Source organism: Capnocytophaga genosp. AHN8471 (genome assembly GCF_016806945.1).
Taxonomy (GTDB): Bacteria; Bacteroidota; Bacteroidia; order Flavobacteriales; family Flavobacteriaceae; genus Capnocytophaga; species Capnocytophaga periodontitidis.
Window position 1 is genome coordinate 170,421 of sequence record NZ_JAESPJ010000026.1, and the last position, 18,889, is coordinate 189,309.

The window sequence follows — 18,889 nt, forward strand, 5'->3', positions numbered from 1 at the left end:
TTCACGGGCAGCTTTTTTATTGTCGTTTATCACTAATTCCTATCGCTTTTCCTATAAGGGTTGTTGAGGTGCAATTTGTTACTTCTACAAGTACAAAATCACCTACTTTATAATTTTCTTTGGGGAATACAACTACCGTGTTTTGGGTGTTGCGTCCCATCCATTCATTAGCTGATTTTTTAGAAGTCCCCTCAATGAGTACTTCAACAACCTTACCTACTTGGGCTTGAGTGCGGTACAAGCTGTGTTTTTGTTGTAAGTCAATAATTTCAGCAAGACGGCGTTTTTTTACCTCTTCAGGTACATCGTCTTCTATTTTGCGAGCGGCTAACGTACCAGGGCGCTCAGAATAAGCAAACATAAACCCAAAATCGTACTTCACATATTCCATTAGCGAAAGTGTATCGCGGTGATCTTCTTCAGTTTCGGTAGGGAAACCAGCAATCATATCTTGCGAAATAGCACATTCAGGGATGCGTTCGCGTATGCTATCGATGAGTGTGAAGTACTCTTCGCGAGTGTGGAGGCGGTTCATTGCTTTGAGAATGCGATTGCTACCGCTCTGTACTGGCAGGTGGATATACTTACAAATATTAGGATGTTTCGCCATTGTGTCAATCACATCAAGGGTCATATCCTGCGGATTAGAAGTAGAAAAGCGGATGCGCATTTCAGGCTGAGCTGTAGCCACCATATCGAGGAGTTTTGCGAAGTTGATAGCAGTAGCTTGTTGCATCTCACTTGCTTTGCTAAAATCCTTTTTGAGTCCGCCGCCATACCATAAGTAACTATCTACATTTTGCCCCAAGAGAGTCACCTCTTTAAAGCCGCGCGCTTGGAGGTCGGCTATTTCGTTAAGGATAGAGTAGGGATCACGGCTGCGCTCACGTCCGCGAGTGAAAGGCACGATGCAGAAAGTGCACATATTGTCGCAACCACGTGTAATCGATACAAATGCTGTTACTCCATTGCTATTGAGACGGATAGGTGCAATATCAGCATAAGTTTCATCTTTAGAGAGAATCACATTCACTGCCTCGCGACCTTCTTCTACTTCTTCAAGAAGATTGGGTAAATCTTTATAAGCATCAGGACCTACTACCATATCCACAATTTTTTCCTCTTCAAGGAAAGCGTGTTTTACCCTTTCAGCCATACAACCCAATACGCCCACTTTCATCGTTGGTTTCTTGCGTTTGTACACATTGAACTGTTCCAAGCGCTTGCGAATAGTTTGTTCTGCCTTTTCGCGCACCGAACAGGTGTTGATGAGCACCAAATCGGCTTCATCAACCGTGTCGGTAGTGTTATAGCCCGCTTTGGAAAGGATAGAAGCCACAATTTCACTGTCGGAGAAATTCATTTGGCAACCATAACTCTCGATGTATAGTTTTTTGGAATTGTTGTTATCAGCTTGTAGTACAAGGCTTTGCCCTTGTTTACTTTCGTCTATTTCTTTAGCCATAGAGGTTTTGAGTTTCTGAATTGAGGGCGCAAAGATACAAAACAATTGATAATTAACAATTGATAAGTAGCAAAAGAGGACTAATAGCTATTTTGCTATTTCTAAAATATTTATTACCTTTGCGCTTTGAACTAATAATTAACAACTAACGACTGATTATATGGCTCGTGTTTTAACAGGTATTCAAAGTACCGGTACTCCTCATTTGGGGAATATTCTGGGGGCAATTCTCCCCGCTGTGCAAATGGCGTCAGATCCTGCTAATGAATCGTTTCTGTTCATTGCCGATATGCACTCTCTCACTCAAATAAAAGACGGCGCTCTCCTTCGCGCCAATACTTATAGCGTCGCTGCCACTTGGTTAGCTTTTGGTTTAGATACAAACAAAGTTACTTTCTACCGCCAGAGCGACGTACCTCAAACTGCTGAACTCTCGTGGTATTTAGCGTGTTTTTTTCCTTACCAACGCCTCACCCTCGCCCATTCGTTTAAAGACAAAATGGACTACTTGCAAGATGTAAATGCAGGGCTCTTTACTTACCCTATGTTGATGGCTGCCGATATCCTCCTCTATGATGCTGAGGTGGTACCTGTAGGTAAAGACCAATTGCAACACCTCGAAATTACCCGCGATGTGGCTTCTCGTTTCAATCATCAAATGGGTGAAACTTTTGTGTTGCCACAAGCTAAAATAGAGGAGAAAATAATGATTATCCCTGGTACCGATGGTGAGAAAATGAGCAAATCACGCAACAACTTCATCAATATTTTCTTACCCGAAAAACAACTCCGCAAGCAAATAATGGCAATCCAAACTGATAGTACGCCTTTAGAAGCTCCTAAAGACCCCGATACTTGCAACGTGATGCGCCTCTACCGTCTATTAGCTTCTCCTGAGCGAATACAAACGATGGAAGCTGCTTACCGCGCTGGTGGTTACGGTTTTGGCAATGCCAAACAAGCCCTCTACGAACTGATATTAGAAAAATTTGCTACCCCACGTGAACGCTACAATTACTATATGGAGCATTTAGATGAACTCGATGCTATCCTCAAAGAAGGTGCTGCCAAAGCACACCGTGTAGCCGATGAAACTTTGCGTAGGGTACGTGCTAAAATAGGATATTAAAATGACAAAACTAAAAGCAGGCGTCCTCGGTGCAGGACATTTAGGAAAGATACATTTGCGATTGCTCAACCAATCGGATAGATATGAACTCGTAGGTTTTTACGACCCCGATGAAGCTAATGCTCAAAAAGTGAGCGAAGAATTTGGCTACAAGCGTTTTGATAGTATAGAAGCCCTTATTGCCGAATGTGATATGGTGGATGTGGTAACTCCAACTCTCAATCACTTTGTGTGTGCTGAAAAGATTATCAAAGCGGGCAAACACCTCTTTATCGAAAAACCTATCGCTACTACAGTAGAAGAAGCTGAAGCGATTATCGCCCTTGCCAAAGCACATCACGTGAAAGGACAAGTAGGTCACGTAGAGCGTTTTAACCCTGCCTTTACAGCTGTACGCAACCAAATTCACAACCCTATGTTCATCGAGGCACACCGCTTGGCTGAGTTCAACCCTCGTGGTACCGATGTACCCGTAGTGCTCGACTTGATGATTCACGATATCGACGTGATTTTGAGCGTTGTAAAATCAAAAGTGAAACACATTTCGGCAAGTAGTGCAATGGTCATCAGTCATTCACCCGATATTACCAATGCCCGTTTGGAGTTTGAAAATGGTTGTGTAGCCAATATCACCGCCAGCCGTATCTCTATGAAAAATATGCGCAAAAGTCGTTTTTTCCAGAAAGACGCTTATATATCTGTAGACTTTTTGGAGAAAAAAGTAGAAGTGGTGAAAATGAAAGACGCCCCCGAAGTGCCGGGTGATTTCGATATGATATTACAAAATGCGGAAGGAGAGCGCCGTCAAATTTATTTTGAATACCCTGAAATACATAATAACAACGCTATCTTAGACGAACTTGAGAGCTTTGCCGATGCTATAGAAAACGATACAACTCCTATGGTTACCCTCGAACAAGGCACTGAAGCCCTTAGAATAGCCAAACAAATTGTAAGTCTATGAAACAACTCATTACGCTCTTAATTTGTGTAGTAGTGAGCCCACTATCAATGGCACAATCTGCTACCGATTTTAAAATCCGCTACGAAACTTTTATCAAAGGGGATATTAAAATTATAGGGAATAACATCCTCAACCGCAAGGAAAAACGCGATACACCTAACGACCCTTACAACGATCGAAGTCCTAAAGCAAAACTCAACGATGAGTTTGATATGCAATACATTGATATTGATAGCGACCCTAGCACGTTTTCATCTAGTAGTGCCAACTTCGCGTATGAAAGTGCAGGGGGAGGCAAGGTGGCTTATGCAGGTTTGTACTGGTCGGCTACTTATCCGTATGCTAAAGGACAGCTAAAAGGTAGTAAAAACACTATTATTGATGCTAATAGAGAAGATGCGAGTAGTGTATTACTCAAAATACCTGAGAACAATACTTATGTGCCTATAAACGGCGAATTGATATTTGATGGTCGTACCGATTCCGATTTGAAAAACTCAGCACCTTATGTGTATTACGCCAATGTAACTAATTTGTTAGCAGCTGCAAATACTGTAGAAGGAGAGTACACCGTTGCTAATGTAAAGGCTGCCTTAGGGCAAGTAGAAGGAGGTTCGGCTGCAGGTTGGGCACTCGTGATAGTTTACGAGAATGCCAATAGCAATATCAAAAAAATAATTACTTACGACGGTTTTTCGGCAATTACTAACGACGCTGCTAAAACTTTCACCTTTAGTGGTTTTAAAACTCCTGAAGCAGGTGATTTCAAAACTCGCATTATGGGGGTCACCCTTGAGGGTGATTTTAATATGATGGGCGACAATGTTTCTATAGGTGTACCTGCCAGTGGTAAAACTACTTCTTTAGAAACCAAATTACGCCCTAATCAAAACTTTTTTAGTAGTGCCATTACTTATAACGATGAGATGGTGAAAACGCGCAAACCTAACAGTGAGAATACTTTAGGCTTCGATATTTTCCGTATGGATATAAAGAACGACAACCAATATCTCATTCCTAACAACGCTACCTCATTAGATTTGAGCTATACCCGTAGTCGTGACCGTTATTACTTGTTCCTCACAGCTTTGGAAATAGAGAACAACCCTAAAGAGATTACCCAATTGCACCGTAGTACCCGTGTAACCAAACTTACCGCTAAAGATACTGAAAAAGGATATTACGTGATTGTAGGGGTTTTCCTCAATATCAACAATGTGAATAATAGAGTAGAAGAGATGAAAAAATGGGGCTATGATGCTCAAGTGTATTACAACCGCGACCAAGTGCTGAACTTCATTTATGTGGCTCGTTACGACAAGTATGAAGATGCAGTGAAAAAGGTAGACGAAATACGCGAAAATACCGAAATCCCTGACCCTTGGATTTTGGATGTTGCCAATTACGATTAATTTTAGATGTTAAACAAGAATACACAAGTAGCCTTGCAGAAGGGGGAGCTTCTCCCCCTGATGGAGGCTTTTTACAGCTTACAAGGTGAAGGTTTTTACAAAGGAACTGCTGCTTACTTCATTCGCTTAGGCGGTTGTGATGTAGGTTGCCATTGGTGTGATGTAAAGGAAAGTTGGGCTGCCGAAGCACACCCTTTAGTGCCTGTAGATACTATTGTAACCGATGCCTTAGCACACTCCAAAACTATGATCATCACGGGAGGAGAACCCTTGATGTGGAATTTAGATCTCCTTACTGAAAAACTGAGAGCCGCAGGGGCGCGCACTCATATCGAAACTTCAGGGGCTCATCCGCTGTCAGGTACTTTTGATTGGATATGCCTCTCTCCTAAAAAAATAAAACGCCCCGTGGGGGACGTTCTTCAAAAAGCTAATGAGCTGAAAATGGTGATTTACAACAACAACGACTTCCTTTTCGCTGAAGAAATGGCTGCACAAGTATCACCAGATTGCCTGCTCTATCTACAACCCGAGTGGAGCAAACGCGATAAGGTAATCCCCAAGATTGTAGATTATGTAATGGCTCACCCTCAGTGGAAAGCCTCCTTACAAATGCATAAATACCTTGACATTAGGTAATTAGATAATGTGATAATTAGAAAATGTGAAGCTACCCAATCATTTGCTAATTTCCTAATCTGCTAATTTGCTAATTTTGCAAGGTAATCAAAGTGTTCACCTTCGGCGATAAGTTCACATTCTAAACCTACTGAGATAGCTACATTCTGCAAAGTATTGTAATCTACATACATCCACGGGAAAGGTTTTTCTTTCTGTCCTTTGTACTTCACCACGTAATCCACTTCTCCGTAATAATCGAAATAGAGCGGTACATCATAACTGCCATCAGGGTTTTCATCGAACATATAGATAATATCAGATGAGTCGGTGAGGATTTGTCCGTGTGGAGCTAAAAGTGTTTTCAGGTGAGCATAGAAAGCGCCCATTTTTTTGAGTCGTCCGCACATACCTGCGCCATTCATCAGCAAAAGAATCGTGTCGTACTGCCCTGTTGTTTCCAATACATTCTGTACTTGGGCGTTGCGTAAGCCTCTCAACAGGCACGCCTCAATAGCCTTAGGCGATAGGTCAATAGAATGTACTTCAAGTTTGCGTTCATTCTGCAAATAGAGACCGTGAGAGCCTGCCCCACAGCCTACTTCTAATACTTTTCCTTTTGCCATTTGTAGAGCTTTTTGCTCTAATGCAGGCATCTGTTCAAAGGAACGAAACAAATAAGGCAAGGGCAATACATCTTCCTCGGAAATAGTAGTTTCCGTTTTAATATCTTCAGTATATTGCCCTTGCTGATAATCTAAAATAGCTTGCCCGAATAAGTCTTTCATTAGTTATCCCATTCTAATAAGCGGCGTTCACCTTCAATTGTTTTTATATCGGTGATGTCTTGCGACATTTCAATCACGCCTTTGTAGTTCTTTTCTTTATCGCGTACAGCAAAGTAACGTACATAGATAAGGCGACCGCGATAATTGAACCAGAAATTAGCTTCGTTTTGAGTACCTGCCTTGAAGTTCTCTACGATTTTAAGCACCGTGCCCACGCTCTTAGGAGGGTGACAGAACTTCACTTCGCGCCCTATAATACCAGCACTGCGAGGGAATACACGTTCCTCACCTCGGTTGTAGAAAATCACGCGGTCGTGTTCATCTACAAAAGTGATATCAATAGGGAGAGTTTTGAGCAAGAGGTTCACCTGTTCAACAGTCATATAGCCCTCATCATAATGGGCAGCAGCATCATCAAATTTAACATCGGTGCGGCGTTCGGTATCCATTGAAGGGTGTACATATACAGGTTCATTGGGGTTGTTGTTAGGGTAGGGGGCAGGTTCATCTTTCAGCATCCAGCCTATTTCTTCCTCGCCTTTGCGCATTTCAATCCAATCTTCTTCGGTGAGCAACTGCAAAGCATTAGGGAAGAGAATATTAGCTTCTACATTTAGCAAACGACCTAAGTTTTCTTCGATATAGCGCACATTAGTTTGTGCCGCATCAAGGTCTTTTTCTTCTAAGTTTTTGCGTACCAAACGGAAGATATCGCGAATGGTATCGTGAAAAGACCACATATTCTGTGAAGGATTCATCCAGCCGCGTTTTTCCAAGAAAGGGAAGAGCTGGTTTTCCTTGCGAGCAAAGTGTTTTTCTACGGTTGCCAAATGGTTGAACACGTTGTAGAATTTCTGATAATCGGTATGAGGGTCTATGCCAAGTAGCTCGTCCATTAGTGAGTAAATAAGGTCAGCTTCAAGCATATAGGTATGCACGGGGTGTCCTGCAGGTAAAGTTTGTTCCATAAAAAGTTATTTTAGGAGGCAAAGGTATGAAATAATTTGCTAATTTACCAATTTGTTGATTAGCAAATCAAAAAAAGATGTATATTTGTACCTTAAAAAAAATAACATTGTGAAAGAGTTCATTCATATAGGGCAGCGTTTGGTTTTATTAGTTGTAGTATGGATATTGTCATTTATTCCTATCTCTATATTCACTACTAAAAGTTCTTGTGCGACAGGTGATATATTTGTATTTGCCTTTTGGATAGGATTATTTTGTGGACTTTATGGTGTATTTTTGGTGATAGAGGCTTATTTTTTGTCGCAGAAGCGAGAGCGAGGTTGTGCTATAGCAAATATAGTAATGGCTATTCCTCTATTGTTGTTACTGTTAGGAGCGTTAGCTTTGCTATAGCTAATAAATTGGGGGATAGGGTTTAAATGTAAAACCTTCTGAATCCAATGAAACTATATGGAATTATTTTTATAAAAATTACAACAAATGATGAACGTACTTTATTATTATATTTATCTTTTTAATGTGAAGTTTTTGCCTTATACTTTCCCAGATTTAAACACTGTTTGGATATTAGGATCTTTATTTGCTTTAATAGTCAATTCTTCACTTAATATGGGATTGGCATATTTTTTCGGTTATACTTTAGGTCGTTTTCAAATACTAAGTATAACAATACTTCTGGTGATTTTCTTTCACTTTAAATACGATAGAAGTGGTAGAGGAAAACGAATTGTTAAAAAAGAAAAACCTAAGTTTTTGGGTAGCAATATAGCTTCTATAATACTAACAATTTTATTTTTTTTGATAAGTATATCATTCTTTTTATTTAGTGAAGATGTAGTAAGAGAGATATTAGAAAAGAAAAAAGCTACTACCTTACCTATGTAATCAAAAAAAATGTATATTTGTTCTTTAAAATCATTATAACTATGGAAGAAGTACTATCTCATATTGCTAAACGCGTTTTATTGCTCATATTATTGTGGATACTTCCATTTTTTATAGCCATATTCGTCTTTAGAATATAAAAAATAAAGCCTCCTAATCTCTCAGGAAGCTCTTTTTGTATTGTGTTTGTCGTGCTACTACTTATGTGCGCTGTAGAGTTCAGCAACTTTTGCCCAATTGATTACGTTAAAAAACGCTTCGATATAATCAGGACGACGGTTTTGATAATGCAAGTAGTAAGCGTGTTCCCATACATCTAATCCTAAGATAGGAAAACCGCCACAACCTGTGTTAGGCATCAACGGATTATCTTGATTTGCAGTAGAGCAAATCTCTACTTTGCCGCCTTTGTGAACGCAAAGCCAAGCCCAGCCTGAGCCAAAACGAGTAGCTGCAGCTTTGCTAAAAGCCTCTTTAAAACCTTCAAAACTGCCAAAAGCCTCATCAATTGCTTTAGCGAGTTCTCCAGTAGGTTTGCCACCGCCATTGGGGCTCATTATTTCCCAAAAAAGATTGTGATTGTAGAATCCACCAGCGTTGTTGCGAAGTGCAGCGTTGTTCATATCGAGGTTTGTAAGAATCTCCTCAATACTTTTGCCTTCTATCCCAGCAGAAGCCAAAGCGGCATTCAAGTTGGTTGTATAGGCATTATGGTGTTTTGTATGGTGAATTTCCATTGTACGCGCATCGATATAAGGCTCAAGTGCGTTGTAAGCATAAGGTAATGCAGGTAGTGTAAACATAATATATTCTTTTTAAATTTGTTGCAAAATTACTATAAAAACAAATGAGTGAGAGTATTTTAGCTATAGATTTTTTTTATAAAGCTATAGTTTTATTTGTAAAAGAGAGCAGTTTTACTTATTTTTGTCCTCTGAATAACGTAATTTGTTAATTATGAAACGTTGTATTCTATTTTTCTTTGGTAGTTTTTTGTGGGCTACCTATGCACAAGAATTGCCCTTGTTAGACCGTCTTTCAGCAATCAAGAACGGCGATAGAGAGTTTTATGCGATTGATGGCTATACCATTACTAATGAAGATTTGAAACTTCCTTTTGATGAAAAGGGTTTTAAGAAGGCTTACCGAAAGCTGAAAATCAATGCGCAAGACGCGCAGCCTAACCCTCGCATACACACTGATAACTATTTGGTTAATAGAGATAAAGAGGAGTATGTAGAGTCTCTTTATTTTGTGAAAAGTCCAGCAAATACTATTACTCTTGTTTGGTTTTCAAAACTGAGAGACAGAGAGGTTGAGGTAGAAGAAGCCTTAGTAAACCTCATTGTAGAAAATAAAATTCCTCAGGAATTATTTGCTCCCACCGATGCCAGAAGTATTGATTTTGCAGGACGAAAAATCCCGATGTTAAACGACTGTTATTTCACGGGTATCAACATAGTGCAATGCCCTTACAACGGCGAAATGAATTGGGGAATATACCGCACCTTAGAAGACGCTCAACAAGCTGTAGCCGAACAGTTTGCAGCCAACAAACAGCGCAAGATGTTCAAACCTATAGAAGAGGAAGAAGTTGAGGTACTTTTTGAAGAGGTACCCACCAAAGCCAAGAGAGTAGTGTTTGATATCAAGGGGGTTGTTTCAGCTTTAGCAGGAATGTCGGGCGGAAAAACGCTTACCGTATACTATGTAGCCCAAGTGGTGCGCAATTGCCCTATTGCTTGTGTGATGAGCTTTTGGAATAATGATAATATCAATGCTACAACAGGCTTGCCTCCGCTCTTGAGTCGTGTAATGCAACTAAAGAATTAAGTTCTTATATAAAATCGGATTATATATTATTTTTCACATTATCAACAAAATAATCACTTTTGTATCTTATTCTATGAAACAAATTGTATCACTCATTGCTCTATGCCTCGCCCCTCATCTTTGGGCACAAACCCCTTTTGAAAACATTATCCAGAAATCAAAAAATACATTTGACTCCTTAAAACTTGCTGAAGATAACCAGAGGTATTATAAATTGGAGTTGCTTAGATACTTGTTTGATAAAGAGAAAATTACCTCAGAACAGTATGACAAAATGGCAAAGGAAATCCGCGAGGCTAACGAGCAACACATTTTGCTACATTACTACAAACAAGCCTTGCAATTGAACTCTGAACTCCAGCAAAAAAACTCTCAAATCGCTATAGATACCGTCCCTAAAACAACCACTCTTGATAGCCTCATTACCGATGAACTGAAAGCTGCTTACGAAGAAGAAAAAAGACAGTTCTATATGAATAGAAGGCGATATAATGACGATAAATATAGTAAAATATACCCCCGACCTTATATGGCAATGGGCTTACAAACAGCGACAGGCGACAGCAATCACCTTAAACCTCATCTCCATACCGATTTAGGTTTGGGACTTATAGCACGCATCAGCAAAAAACAACGACTCTTCTTTAGCACAGGCTTGGTGTGGCAAAACAACCGATTTGAAATCAAAGGCGATAACTATTTTGTAACAGAAAATGAAACCTCGCGCTTAGTGCCTTATGGAAAACCCTTGAAAAGCTCAAAATTGCGTCTGCATTACCTTATCATTCCTATCGAATTGCAAAAGAAAATTAGAGAAAGCCATATAGGAATAGGTTGTTATTTTGGTGCTCTCATAGATGCTACTCAAAAAATTAAATATGAAGAAAATGATGAGGATTACAAACTCGTTCTTCGCAACAATCTAAAGCCTAATAGAGCCACTTATGGGGTTTCTGCTCAAATAGGCTATGGAGGTTTTGCTATCTATGCCAAATACAGCTTAGCTCCTCTCTTCCAAAATAGTCCTACCGAGATACATCCTCTTTCTATAGGATTGAGTTTTTATCTCAATTGACAAATTGACAAATTGAAAAATCAAAAAACGATGAAACAATTTTTATCATTTATCTTCCTGCTTTTGGCAGCAAATCTCTTAGCTCAGAATCCTTTTGAAAGAGAGATTTTACAATCGAAATATACCATCGATTCATTGGTAGCTACCGAAAAGAAACTGATGTTACAGAAGGAGGAAGCTATTCAACAGCTGCTTAGCGAAGGAAAAATTACCAAAAAGCAAAGCGTGAAAATGCTCAAAGAAATTAAAGAGGTATGGCAACACAATGTACAAGTGCACAGTTATAAAGAGGGCTTGCGCCTCTCAACGCTTATCCAGAAAAAAGCTACTGAAATAAAATTAGATACCTTGCTTCGCTCTTCAAATCTCGATAGCGTAATGACTGTTGAAGAGAGAAAACAGTATCGCCAAAAAATACAAACTATAGATTCTCTCCCTGAAAATTCTTTAAAAGAAGAAGCTAAAACAAACATCAACATAAGCTTTGGGGTAGGGATGCGCGCTGCTATAAACAGCAATTTTAAACCTGCTACCTCTGTTGAATTGGCTTTTATAGCTAGTACACGTATTCATTCCGCTAAACGCTTGTACCTTCAATACGGTTTTTCGGTAGTAGGTGAAAGTTTAAATATCAAAAACAATAAATATTTTGTTCTTGACAACGAAGTCACTAAATTGGTGCCTTATGAGCGTTCTTTAGATGTATCTCGCTTGCGCACAAGCTATTTCACATTGATGGCAGGTGTAGAAAAGAAGTTCCCTTCAAAAATACGCATAGGGGCGGGAGGTTACTTTGGTACTATTACATCAGCTAGACAAAGAATAAAATACAAAGAGGGCGACAATGAATATGATATATGGCTAAAACACGATATAAAGGCAAACCCACTCACTTATGGGGTTTCAGCACATATAGGCTATGGCATTATAGCCTTGTATGCCAAATATAGTTTAGCTCCCCTTTTCAAAAATAGTCCTGATAACACATACCCCTTTGTAATAGGTCTCAAATTCTGGTAATATATGCTAAAATTTTACTTCTTTCTGTTGTCAATATTCTTTTCACTGCCTTGTTTACCACAAAATAGGGTGGTGAATACCCATCACGATCCTATAGAATACGTGAATGTAGGGATAGTAGGCACTAATAAAGGAATTATTAGTGATGAAAATGGCTATTTTTCACTTGAAAAACTCGGGGCAAAACCTACAGATAGCATCTATTTTTCTCATTTAAGCTATCAACATAAAGTATTAGCCTATCGCGATATTTCCAAAGAAATACAACTTACCGAAGCTGTGATCGACTTGCCTACTACTACCCTAAAAATGAAAAAACCTAAAGTGCGTGACGTAAAAAGTAAAGGAATCACAACCTTTTTTACGCTCTACGGCGAGATGAAACACTATTTCCAAGAAGAAAATGGAGTGTTATCGGAATTAGGTGATTTTGTAACCCTCCCTAATGATACCCAGCTCACCGAGTTCAGTATTGAGGTGAAAGAAAGCACTTTCTATTTAGCAGTATTACGCGTAGTAGTGTATCAAACCGATAAAGAGCACAAAACCTTTACCCCCCTGATTAAAGAGCCTATCTACATCAATCTATTCCCTACCGATAAACCACAAACGTTTACCCATAAACTATCAATATTAGCACCCAAAGGCGAATTGTGGGTAGGGGTACAATTTGTAGAAATGAGAGGCAAGGACGATGCGACCCTCTCCTTCCACGGCACTACCAATACCTGCTGGTTACGCTTCCCTAACAATACCATTAGAAAAGTAAACCGAGGATTAGGCATTCCCTTTACTGTAAAAGGCTACGACCTCATTAAACAATAAAATCCAACTTTGCTAAAGTTAAAAAATTTGCTAATTGACAAATTTTCTAATTATTTTCCAACCTTTTTAATTTTTCTTCGTTTATAAGGGCAAATTGGAGGACTTATGAAAAAGAAAATATTTACATCTGCTAAACTATTGTTGATGGGAGTTATCCTATTGTGCTACCTTGTTTTTAGCGCTTGTTCAGCACTCACGCTTGAGTTTGAAGAGAGGGACTTGACCATTACAAATCTTGACGGCAAGACCATTCCCATAAGAGTTGAGCTTGCTCGCTCCATACGAGAGATGTCAAAAGGTTATATGGGGCGTGAGAATATTCCCGAAGGAACGGGTATGCTTTTTATCTTTAAAAGAGACGAAAAGTTAAGCTTTTGGATGAAAGATACGCCTACCCCCCTTTCGATTGCGTTCATTAACTCGAATGGCGAAATTCGCGAAATTCGCGATATGACACCGTTCAGCCATCAAAGTGTGGACTCATCGGAACCTGTGCGTTATGCTCTTGAAGTGCCTCAAGGATGGTTTGAAAAAAACAACATAGGAAAGGGCTGTATAATCAAACTGCCGTAACCGATGAAGTTGAACAATCTCCTGTTTTCTACATCGTACTTAATTTGAACCTTAAAAAGAATAAATCATTCATCATTTAAAGAAAAATGCAAATCGACCATCGTCTCATCGAGAAAGCCCAGCGCAACGACCGCTTAGCGCAAAAGCAGTTGTACGACCAGTACGCTCCTGCTTTGCTGAGTGTGTGCAGGCTGTACATCAACGATTTGCAATTCGCCGAAGATGCCCTGCTAAAAGCCTTCTTCAAAATTTTTACGAATCTCTCTAAGTATGAAGAACAAGAGCACTTCTATGCTTGGATGCGGCGAATCGCTGTAAATGAGTGTATAGATTTCCTCAAAAGCAAAGCCCAAAAGCTATCTTTCGCCGACTGGAGTGACACTTACGACACAATAGATGATGTCTACTTAGAGAACGAAACTTTTAGCGAATCCGAAATACAATCCTTTGTAGACCAATTGCCTACCGCGTGCCGTACCGTTTTCAACCTCTATGTGTTTGAGGACTATTCACACAAGCAAATCGCCGAAGAACTTTCTATCAGCGAAGGTACTTCTAAATCACAATTGGCGTATGCCAAAAAACTTTTGCAACAACACGTAACAACTTATAAAAAAAGAGCTTAAAAATGTGGAAAGACAATATACAACGCCTGTTTAGGTACAGAAAAATCAACCCTTCACCTGCTTTGTGGGAGCAATTAGAAGCCCAATTAGCCGAGAGTGAAACCTTGCCAACTGAGCAAAAGAGGCGGAAACTGTGGTATTACACTGCGGCAGCTGCGGTGCTGTTATGCCTTGCAATAGGATATTTGTGGCAACAATACACTGAAACCAATAATGACCTTCAAGTCTCAAAAAAACTCATTGTTGTAAAGTCATCAGTTCCCACAACCAGCCCGCACCCTACAGTGCCTACAACTCTTAAAGACAGCCAGTGCAGTTCATACCCTTCAATTCTCAAAAATAGCCAGTATGACTCATATCTCACTTCCTCAGAAGAGGTGATTACCCTTATTGATATCAATGCAGTAGATACTCTTTTTACCCAGTATACTGCCAATGCTATACAAAACCGAATCACCAAGCAGATGGAAACCCAAATGGCTGCCGATTTGCAGCACCTATCCCCCGAATATTTAGCTCTTGTAGCTACTACTCAAGCAGAACTCAACCAGTATGTTACTGAAAAATATCAGCAAGATAAAACCTTCAACACCATTGAGAAAGAACAACTGAAGGACAAAGTAAAACTCTTAGCTGAAAAGCTACTCAAAGAAATAGGAACACGTGTCGTATTAAATAATAAAAGTTAAAAACAAGTATCAAAAAATGAAAACATTACATCTATTATGGATGACTTGCTTGTTGGCGACAAGCGTCATCACCGCACAAAATAATTCCGAAGAGGCTATCAAAAAATCAAAAGCCACAATTGATTCTATAGTTTCTTCAGAAAAAGAAACGCTCAAGAAAAAACTTTCAGCCGTTAATGAACTGCTTAAAGATAAGAAAATCACCGAAGAACTGGGCTTACAGATAAAAGAAGACCTCACAGCCACTACCGAGAAGAATATCAAAGAAAAAACAGCTGCCGAGGCTGAGCTTTTGGCAAAACTTATACGCGAGCAAGTAGATTCAAAGGCTACTGTAAATACTCTTGACACCCTTAATGTGAATAAAGCCAAGGACTATTTGCGTGCAATGCAAGAATTAGAAAAAATTCTCCGAAGAAAAGAAGACGAAAAACCAAATACCGATCGCGCTTCTCACGATATAAATCTTTATACAGCCATAGGTTTTCACAACTTAAATAGTAGTGATGGTTTTGGCGATAATCGTTTTAAAACTGCAGGATCTAAATCCTTTGAACTGGGCTTTACCTCAAGCTTTCGTTTGCTAAAAACCAACAATCTATTTCATATCAACTACGGGGTTGCGTGGATGCACAACGGACTCAAATTCAAAGAAAGCGAGTATTTTGTAAGAGAAAACGATGTGACAAAATCAGTACCTTATACCGCTAATAAACTCAACAAATCAAAATTGCGCACCAATTACGCCATTGTACCTATAGATTTTGAGTTTGATTTTACTCCCCCCACTAAAACTAAAAAAGGAGTTACAATCTACCCCACTCACGAAAGTTTTAGAGTAGGATTTGGTGGCTATGTAGGGGTATTGATAGACAGCAGTCAGAAAATAAGATATGACGATGGGGGTACTCATAAAAATGTGATAAGAGAAGACCTAAATATCAGCCCTTGGATATACGGACTTTCAGCGCATTTAGGATATAAAAGTTGTGTGCTTTACGCGCGTTACAGCCTTGTACCACTCTTCCGCAACAACCCAGTAAACGAATATCCTTTCTCTATAGGAATACGCTTTGCAGATTAAGAAAATAGGGGCTGTCCGAAAAGTCTAAAAATCGCTTTTGCATCATAAACTTTGTCAAAGTCCCAAAACTTTGACAAAGTCTATAAACCTGATAATCAATCACTTTTATAGTATGTTATGTAGGAAAGCCAGCGATAGCTGGGTGTGTGCTGCAAACGTCCCCTCAAGAAAAACTTTTAGGACAGCCTCATTTTTAATATTTTGCTTTAGCTTCTTCAAACACTTGTTCACTACTTTTTATTCTTCCGTGCTTTATATCTTCACGAGCCAAAGCTACCGAACGAATGTCTTCCTCTGTTACCTCATAAGGATTATGAGGCTCCAATACTTCAACTCCTATATTTTCTAAAGCCTTTACAGCCAATTGGTAGTGTTGGAAATCTAAGTTATGTTTTAATATGATGGTATTCATAATAACCCTTTATTTTTTTGCAAAGGTACAAAATAATTACAAAACAGCAAATTGGCAAATTGCCAAATTTTTATTACCTTTGTCGGCAATAAAAAACATTGTAATGACAACAGAAAATACTCAATTAGTAATCCTTGATATTCAAGGTAAATTATCGCAAATAGTTTATCAAAGTGAAGAAGTTTTGCACAATAGCACTATCCTTATCGAAGGTATCAAACACTTGAATCTTCCTATAGTTTGGGTAGAACAAATGCCCGATAAGTTAGGAGCAACACACCCCGCGATTGCCGAACTATTAAGTTGTAAAACTCCAGTGAAAAAAAGTAGTTTTTCGGCTTGGGATAATACTGAGTTTCAGCAGCAACTTAATGACAATCAATGTAAAAATGTACTGCTTATAGGTATTGAAACTCACATTTGTATCTATCAAACAGCGGTTGATTTACTCGCCAATGGCTATAAAGTATCAGTAATTGCCGATGCGGTTTCTTCGCGTACCGAGAGCAACAAGCAAATAGGACTCACGATGCTCCGCGATGCAGGCGCAACTCTTTTGAGTACCGAAGCAGCACTTTTTGCTCTTTTGCGTACCGCCCAGCACCCTAAGTTCAAAGAAATAGCACGCTTAGTAAAATAAAACATCTATACCTAATGAGGGTATATGGCAGTGTAATGTTAATTATTTACTATCTTTCCTCTCATTATCAATAATCATTTGTTATATTGAATATGAATTTTATTACCGAAAACCAAACCGAGTATCAAGCACTCTTTACCTTTTGGCAAAAGCAAGAAGCTGAAATTGTAGTCCGTTTTGATGCCAAACGCCACTTTACAGAAGAAGAAAAGCAAGAAGTATTTCAGCAAGTAGCAACCAAAGTACAATGGTTGGAGGGCAACAAGGAAACTGTTCTGCAGTTTCTCCTCAAAAATGAAGAGGTAAGAGAACTCTTTGAAGTAGCCCAAGAAGACCTTGAAGAAGAAGGCGAGCAAGCAGTTTCTGATGAGCAATTTTGCGAGGCAGTGTATTTGCATAACCTGTATTGTGGAGTAAGCAAAGAAATAGCCTGTACTTTTGATGTGGATACTGACCCAGATTACTTTTTGGGGCATCTGGTGAATATCAGGCTTGATGATAACTATCGCCTTAGTTTAGAGACTATTAGTGGATAATAATGCTGAATTGTAACTTAATGTAATATAAAAATTATGAATATACGTCCTGCCATTACAACTGATATAGCCTTATTGCAGGCTATTGGCAAACAAACTTTCTATGAAACCTTTGCTGATACTAACACTCCAGAGGATATGGAGCAGTACCTCACTACAAGCTTTGCGACAAGCAAAGTACAGCAAGAACTATCGAATCCAGATTCTCTTTTCTTCTTTGCTGAAGAAGAAAACAAGGTAATAGGCTATTTGAAGCTCAATTTTGCCTCTGCTCAAACAGAACGACAAGACCCTAATGCAATGGAAATAGAACGTATCTATGTGTTAAAGGAATTTCACGGCAGTGGGGTAGGTCAAGCGCTTTATCAAAAAGCTATTGAAGTAGCTAAAGAGCGAAGGGTACCCTATGTATGGCTGGGGGTATGGGAGAAGAACGAAAGAGCCTTACGTTTTTACAAAAAAAAATGGATTCGTAGCTTTTGATACCCACACCTTCGTCTTAGGTTCTGATGCTCAAACCGATATTTTAATGAAACTGTCGATGTTTTAAAATATCCCCCCTTACTTTAAAAAATACCAATGATTGATTACACTCCCAAAGAACACGGCTGGGCAATGGTAACTATTAGCAATGGCACTGTCGAAATAGCCTTTGTAGCCTCTCACTTGCACGATAGTAGGCAGGATTTGATACGTTCGGTAACAACCTTAGAAAAGTTCAAAGAAGCAACTGTTGTTTTTCAAGATGAACCCGATGGTTATGTGCTTCACTTAGAGCGCGAGGACAAACATTGCCATTATACCCTTCATTCCTTTAAAGGCTATGACCCAACAGCCCTTTGCGAGTTGGTTTTAGAAGGAAACATCAGTTTTGCGAGTTATAAAAACGATATAGCAAAGATTAAATAACACTATATGGAAATTACACAAGCCCTTAAAACAGAAATTTACCACACCCTTACCGACTTTTTAGAAGCCTATAAAGCTGAAGATGCCCAAGTATTAGCTGAAAAGTTTGATATTTCGGGAGAATTTTTAGAAGAAGTCTATGAAATGCTTGACTTTGTAGAAGATAAAAGCGTATTGCACCTTTTCCCGATAGAAGAAATGGACAAAGAAGAAGGTGGAGGGGTGAATTTAGAGGTGTATAACTTCAACAATGATGATACTGCTGTAGGAGTAGAAGCCCACTTGTGGGATGATCAAGAATATTTTGCCATCATCAAAGGATATTACAACCTTAGAGACCAATTTCCTAAGTTTGTATTTCACTACTTTAGTTGTTAATACACCCGTTGAGGCTATCTGAAAAGTCTCAAAATTGCTTTTGCGTCGCTATACTTTTG

Annotated in this window: 23 protein-coding genes and 1 pseudogene; 19 read left to right on the top strand and 5 right to left on the bottom strand. The window is 39.2% G+C overall.

Going from position 1 to position 18,889, the window contains the following annotated elements; all coding sequences use genetic code 11:
• Window positions 1-16: 16 nt before the first annotated feature.
• Window positions 17-1,465 carry a tRNA (N6-isopentenyl adenosine(37)-C2)-methylthiotransferase MiaB gene (miaB, locus tag JMN12_RS11615; protein ID WP_203139353.1) on the bottom strand — a complete coding sequence of 483 codons (1,449 nt, stop codon included), beginning with the start codon at window positions 1,463-1,465 and terminating at the stop codon, window positions 17-19.
• A gap of 160 nt (window positions 1,466-1,625) precedes the next feature.
• On the opposite strand from miaB, the gene trpS reads away from it, so the two are divergent.
• The 4 genes from trpS to JMN12_RS11635 are packed head-to-tail and all read left to right on the top strand — an operon-like array spanning window position 1,626 to window position 5,609.
• Window positions 1,626-2,594, top strand: a complete 969-nt coding sequence (gene trpS / locus JMN12_RS11620; protein ID WP_198473575.1) for a tryptophan--tRNA ligase — start codon at window positions 1,626-1,628, stop codon at window positions 2,592-2,594.
• A 1-nt stretch (window position 2,595) separates the two neighbouring features.
• A complete protein-coding gene (locus JMN12_RS11625; protein WP_009413740.1) occupies window positions 2,596-3,558 on the top strand; it encodes a Gfo/Idh/MocA family protein in 963 nt (320 codons plus the stop codon).
• Window positions 3,555-4,970, top strand: a complete 1,416-nt coding sequence (locus JMN12_RS11630; RefSeq protein WP_088595014.1) for an SPOR domain-containing protein — start codon at window positions 3,555-3,557, stop codon at window positions 4,968-4,970. The genes JMN12_RS11625 and JMN12_RS11630 overlap by 4 nt, the downstream gene beginning before the upstream one ends.
• Window positions 4,971-4,976: 6 nt before the next feature.
• Window positions 4,977-5,609, top strand: a complete 633-nt coding sequence (locus JMN12_RS11635) for a 7-carboxy-7-deazaguanine synthase QueE (RefSeq protein WP_203139355.1) — start codon at window positions 4,977-4,979, stop codon at window positions 5,607-5,609.
• Between the two features lie 62 nt (window positions 5,610-5,671).
• Here JMN12_RS11635 and JMN12_RS11640 read toward each other — a convergent pair whose 3' ends face one another.
• Window positions 5,672-6,376, bottom strand: a complete 705-nt coding sequence (locus JMN12_RS11640) for a class I SAM-dependent methyltransferase (RefSeq protein WP_203139357.1) — start codon at window positions 6,374-6,376, stop codon at window positions 5,672-5,674.
• Window positions 6,376-7,344, bottom strand: a complete 969-nt coding sequence (locus tag JMN12_RS11645; RefSeq protein ID WP_203139358.1) for a DUF438 domain-containing protein — start codon at window positions 7,342-7,344, stop codon at window positions 6,376-6,378. Before JMN12_RS11645 ends, JMN12_RS11640 begins: the two co-directional genes overlap by 1 nt.
• A 109-nt stretch (window positions 7,345-7,453) precedes the next feature.
• Here JMN12_RS11645 and JMN12_RS11650 point away from each other — a divergent pair, with 109 nt between their 5' ends.
• Both JMN12_RS11650 and JMN12_RS11655 read left to right on the top strand, forming a co-directional pair.
• Complete coding sequence (locus tag JMN12_RS11650) at window positions 7,454-7,738, top strand: hypothetical protein (protein WP_203082017.1); 285 nt, start codon at window positions 7,454-7,456, stop codon at window positions 7,736-7,738.
• A gap of 87 nt (window positions 7,739-7,825) precedes the next feature.
• The gene (locus JMN12_RS11655) at window positions 7,826-8,230 is read left to right on the top strand and encodes a hypothetical protein (protein ID WP_203082018.1); all 405 of its coding nucleotides are present in this window, start codon (window positions 7,826-7,828) and stop codon (window positions 8,228-8,230) included.
• Between the two features lie 197 nt (window positions 8,231-8,427).
• Here the strand turns inward: JMN12_RS11655 and JMN12_RS11660 are convergent, their stop codons facing one another.
• The gene (locus JMN12_RS11660; RefSeq protein WP_203139359.1) at window positions 8,428-9,033 is read right to left on the bottom strand and encodes a superoxide dismutase; all 606 of its coding nucleotides are present in this window, start codon (window positions 9,031-9,033) and stop codon (window positions 8,428-8,430) included.
• A gap of 154 nt (window positions 9,034-9,187) precedes the next feature.
• Here JMN12_RS11660 and JMN12_RS11665 point away from each other — a divergent pair, with 154 nt between their 5' ends.
• The 8 genes from JMN12_RS11665 to JMN12_RS11700 all read left to right on the top strand — a co-directional run bounded on the left by JMN12_RS11665 (window position 9,188) and on the right by JMN12_RS11700 (window position 15,955).
• Complete coding sequence (locus JMN12_RS11665; RefSeq protein ID WP_203139362.1) at window positions 9,188-10,063, top strand: hypothetical protein; 876 nt, start codon at window positions 9,188-9,190, stop codon at window positions 10,061-10,063.
• Window positions 10,064-10,136: 73 nt separating this feature from the next.
• Entirely contained in the window at window positions 10,137-11,138 is a 1,002-nt protein-coding gene (locus tag JMN12_RS11670) for an outer membrane beta-barrel protein (RefSeq protein WP_203139365.1), read from the top strand.
• 30 nt (window positions 11,139-11,168) lie between these two features.
• Complete coding sequence (locus JMN12_RS11675; protein ID WP_203139368.1) at window positions 11,169-12,158, top strand: hypothetical protein; 990 nt, start codon at window positions 11,169-11,171, stop codon at window positions 12,156-12,158.
• A 3-nt stretch (window positions 12,159-12,161) separates the two neighbouring features.
• Window positions 12,162-12,983, top strand: coding sequence for a carboxypeptidase-like regulatory domain-containing protein (locus tag JMN12_RS11680; RefSeq protein ID WP_203139369.1), 822 nt, complete (start codon window positions 12,162-12,164; stop codon window positions 12,981-12,983).
• A 105-nt stretch (window positions 12,984-13,088) separates the two neighbouring features.
• On the top strand, window positions 13,089-13,556 hold the full coding sequence (locus JMN12_RS11685) for a DUF192 domain-containing protein (RefSeq protein WP_198473595.1): 468 nt from the start codon (window positions 13,089-13,091) through the stop codon (window positions 13,554-13,556).
• An 86-nt stretch (window positions 13,557-13,642) separates the two neighbouring features.
• Window positions 13,643-14,182 carry an RNA polymerase sigma factor gene (locus tag JMN12_RS11690; RefSeq protein ID WP_088595003.1) on the top strand — a complete coding sequence of 180 codons (540 nt, stop codon included), beginning with the start codon at window positions 13,643-13,645 and terminating at the stop codon, window positions 14,180-14,182.
• Between the two features lie 2 nt (window positions 14,183-14,184).
• Window positions 14,185-14,871: an anti-sigma factor gene (locus tag JMN12_RS11695; protein WP_203139371.1), complete on the top strand. Its 687-nt coding sequence runs from the start codon at window positions 14,185-14,187 to the stop codon at window positions 14,869-14,871.
• A 16-nt stretch (window positions 14,872-14,887) separates the two neighbouring features.
• Entirely contained in the window at window positions 14,888-15,955 is a 1,068-nt protein-coding gene (locus JMN12_RS11700) for a TonB-dependent receptor (RefSeq protein WP_203093197.1), read from the top strand.
• Window positions 15,956-16,148: 193 nt separating this feature from the next.
• On the opposite strand, the gene JMN12_RS11705 is transcribed toward JMN12_RS11700, so the two are convergent.
• Window positions 16,149-16,367 (bottom strand): hypothetical protein, encoded by a 219-nt coding sequence (locus JMN12_RS11705; protein ID WP_009413722.1) that lies wholly within the window; start codon window positions 16,365-16,367, stop codon window positions 16,149-16,151.
• A gap of 103 nt (window positions 16,368-16,470) precedes the next feature.
• On the opposite strand from JMN12_RS11705, the gene JMN12_RS11710 reads away from it, so the two are divergent.
• The 5 genes and pseudogenes from JMN12_RS11710 to JMN12_RS11730 all read left to right on the top strand — a co-directional run bounded on the left by JMN12_RS11710 (window position 16,471) and on the right by JMN12_RS11730 (window position 18,830).
• Window positions 16,471-17,007 (top strand): isochorismatase family protein, encoded by a 537-nt coding sequence (locus JMN12_RS11710; protein ID WP_203139372.1) that lies wholly within the window; start codon window positions 16,471-16,473, stop codon window positions 17,005-17,007.
• A gap of 92 nt (window positions 17,008-17,099) precedes the next feature.
• Entirely contained in the window at window positions 17,100-17,543 is a 444-nt protein-coding gene (locus JMN12_RS11715) for a DUF2262 domain-containing protein (protein ID WP_198473603.1), read from the top strand.
• Between the two features lie 36 nt (window positions 17,544-17,579).
• Window positions 17,580-18,093 (top strand): annotated as a pseudogene (locus tag JMN12_RS11720) (GNAT family N-acetyltransferase).
• A 29-nt stretch (window positions 18,094-18,122) separates the two neighbouring features.
• Window positions 18,123-18,452 carry a hypothetical protein gene (locus JMN12_RS11725; RefSeq protein ID WP_198473605.1) on the top strand — a complete coding sequence of 110 codons (330 nt, stop codon included), beginning with the start codon at window positions 18,123-18,125 and terminating at the stop codon, window positions 18,450-18,452.
• A gap of 6 nt (window positions 18,453-18,458) precedes the next feature.
• On the top strand, window positions 18,459-18,830 hold the full coding sequence (locus JMN12_RS11730) for a hypothetical protein (protein WP_009413716.1): 372 nt from the start codon (window positions 18,459-18,461) through the stop codon (window positions 18,828-18,830).
• Window positions 18,831-18,889 lie beyond the last annotated feature (59 nt).

What these genes read in the sequence shown, in the direction of transcription:
- miaB (WP_203139353.1), bottom strand. Translation starts at nt 1,465, where the DNA reads ATGGCTAAAGAAATAGACGAAAGTAAACAAGGGCAAAGCCTTGTACTA.
- trpS (WP_198473575.1), top strand. Translation starts at nt 1,626, where the DNA reads ATGGCTCGTGTTTTAACAGGTATTCAAAGTACCGGTACTCCTCATTTG.
- JMN12_RS11625 (WP_009413740.1), top strand. Translation starts at nt 2,596, where the DNA reads ATGACAAAACTAAAAGCAGGCGTCCTCGGTGCAGGACATTTAGGAAAG.
- JMN12_RS11630 (WP_088595014.1), top strand. Translation starts at nt 3,555, where the DNA reads ATGAAACAACTCATTACGCTCTTAATTTGTGTAGTAGTGAGCCCACTA.
- JMN12_RS11635 (WP_203139355.1), top strand. Translation starts at nt 4,977, where the DNA reads ATGTTAAACAAGAATACACAAGTAGCCTTGCAGAAGGGGGAGCTTCTC.
- JMN12_RS11640 (WP_203139357.1), bottom strand. Translation starts at nt 6,376, where the DNA reads ATGAAAGACTTATTCGGGCAAGCTATTTTAGATTATCAGCAAGGGCAA.
- JMN12_RS11645 (WP_203139358.1), bottom strand. Translation starts at nt 7,344, where the DNA reads ATGGAACAAACTTTACCTGCAGGACACCCCGTGCATACCTATATGCTT.
- JMN12_RS11655 (WP_203082018.1), top strand. Translation starts at nt 7,826, where the DNA reads ATGATGAACGTACTTTATTATTATATTTATCTTTTTAATGTGAAGTTT.
- JMN12_RS11660 (WP_203139359.1), bottom strand. Translation starts at nt 9,033, where the DNA reads ATGTTTACACTACCTGCATTACCTTATGCTTACAACGCACTTGAGCCT.
- JMN12_RS11665 (WP_203139362.1), top strand. Translation starts at nt 9,188, where the DNA reads ATGAAACGTTGTATTCTATTTTTCTTTGGTAGTTTTTTGTGGGCTACC.
- JMN12_RS11670 (WP_203139365.1), top strand. Translation starts at nt 10,137, where the DNA reads ATGAAACAAATTGTATCACTCATTGCTCTATGCCTCGCCCCTCATCTT.
- JMN12_RS11675 (WP_203139368.1), top strand. Translation starts at nt 11,169, where the DNA reads ATGAAACAATTTTTATCATTTATCTTCCTGCTTTTGGCAGCAAATCTC.
- JMN12_RS11680 (WP_203139369.1), top strand. Translation starts at nt 12,162, where the DNA reads ATGCTAAAATTTTACTTCTTTCTGTTGTCAATATTCTTTTCACTGCCT.
- JMN12_RS11685 (WP_198473595.1), top strand. Translation starts at nt 13,089, where the DNA reads ATGAAAAAGAAAATATTTACATCTGCTAAACTATTGTTGATGGGAGTT.
- JMN12_RS11690 (WP_088595003.1), top strand. Translation starts at nt 13,643, where the DNA reads ATGCAAATCGACCATCGTCTCATCGAGAAAGCCCAGCGCAACGACCGC.
- JMN12_RS11695 (WP_203139371.1), top strand. Translation starts at nt 14,185, where the DNA reads ATGTGGAAAGACAATATACAACGCCTGTTTAGGTACAGAAAAATCAAC.
- JMN12_RS11700 (WP_203093197.1), top strand. Translation starts at nt 14,888, where the DNA reads ATGAAAACATTACATCTATTATGGATGACTTGCTTGTTGGCGACAAGC.
- JMN12_RS11705 (WP_009413722.1), bottom strand. Translation starts at nt 16,367, where the DNA reads ATGAATACCATCATATTAAAACATAACTTAGATTTCCAACACTACCAA.
- JMN12_RS11710 (WP_203139372.1), top strand. Translation starts at nt 16,471, where the DNA reads ATGACAACAGAAAATACTCAATTAGTAATCCTTGATATTCAAGGTAAA.
- JMN12_RS11715 (WP_198473603.1), top strand. Translation starts at nt 17,100, where the DNA reads ATGAATTTTATTACCGAAAACCAAACCGAGTATCAAGCACTCTTTACC.
- JMN12_RS11725 (WP_198473605.1), top strand. Translation starts at nt 18,123, where the DNA reads ATGATTGATTACACTCCCAAAGAACACGGCTGGGCAATGGTAACTATT.
- JMN12_RS11730 (WP_009413716.1), top strand. Translation starts at nt 18,459, where the DNA reads ATGGAAATTACACAAGCCCTTAAAACAGAAATTTACCACACCCTTACC.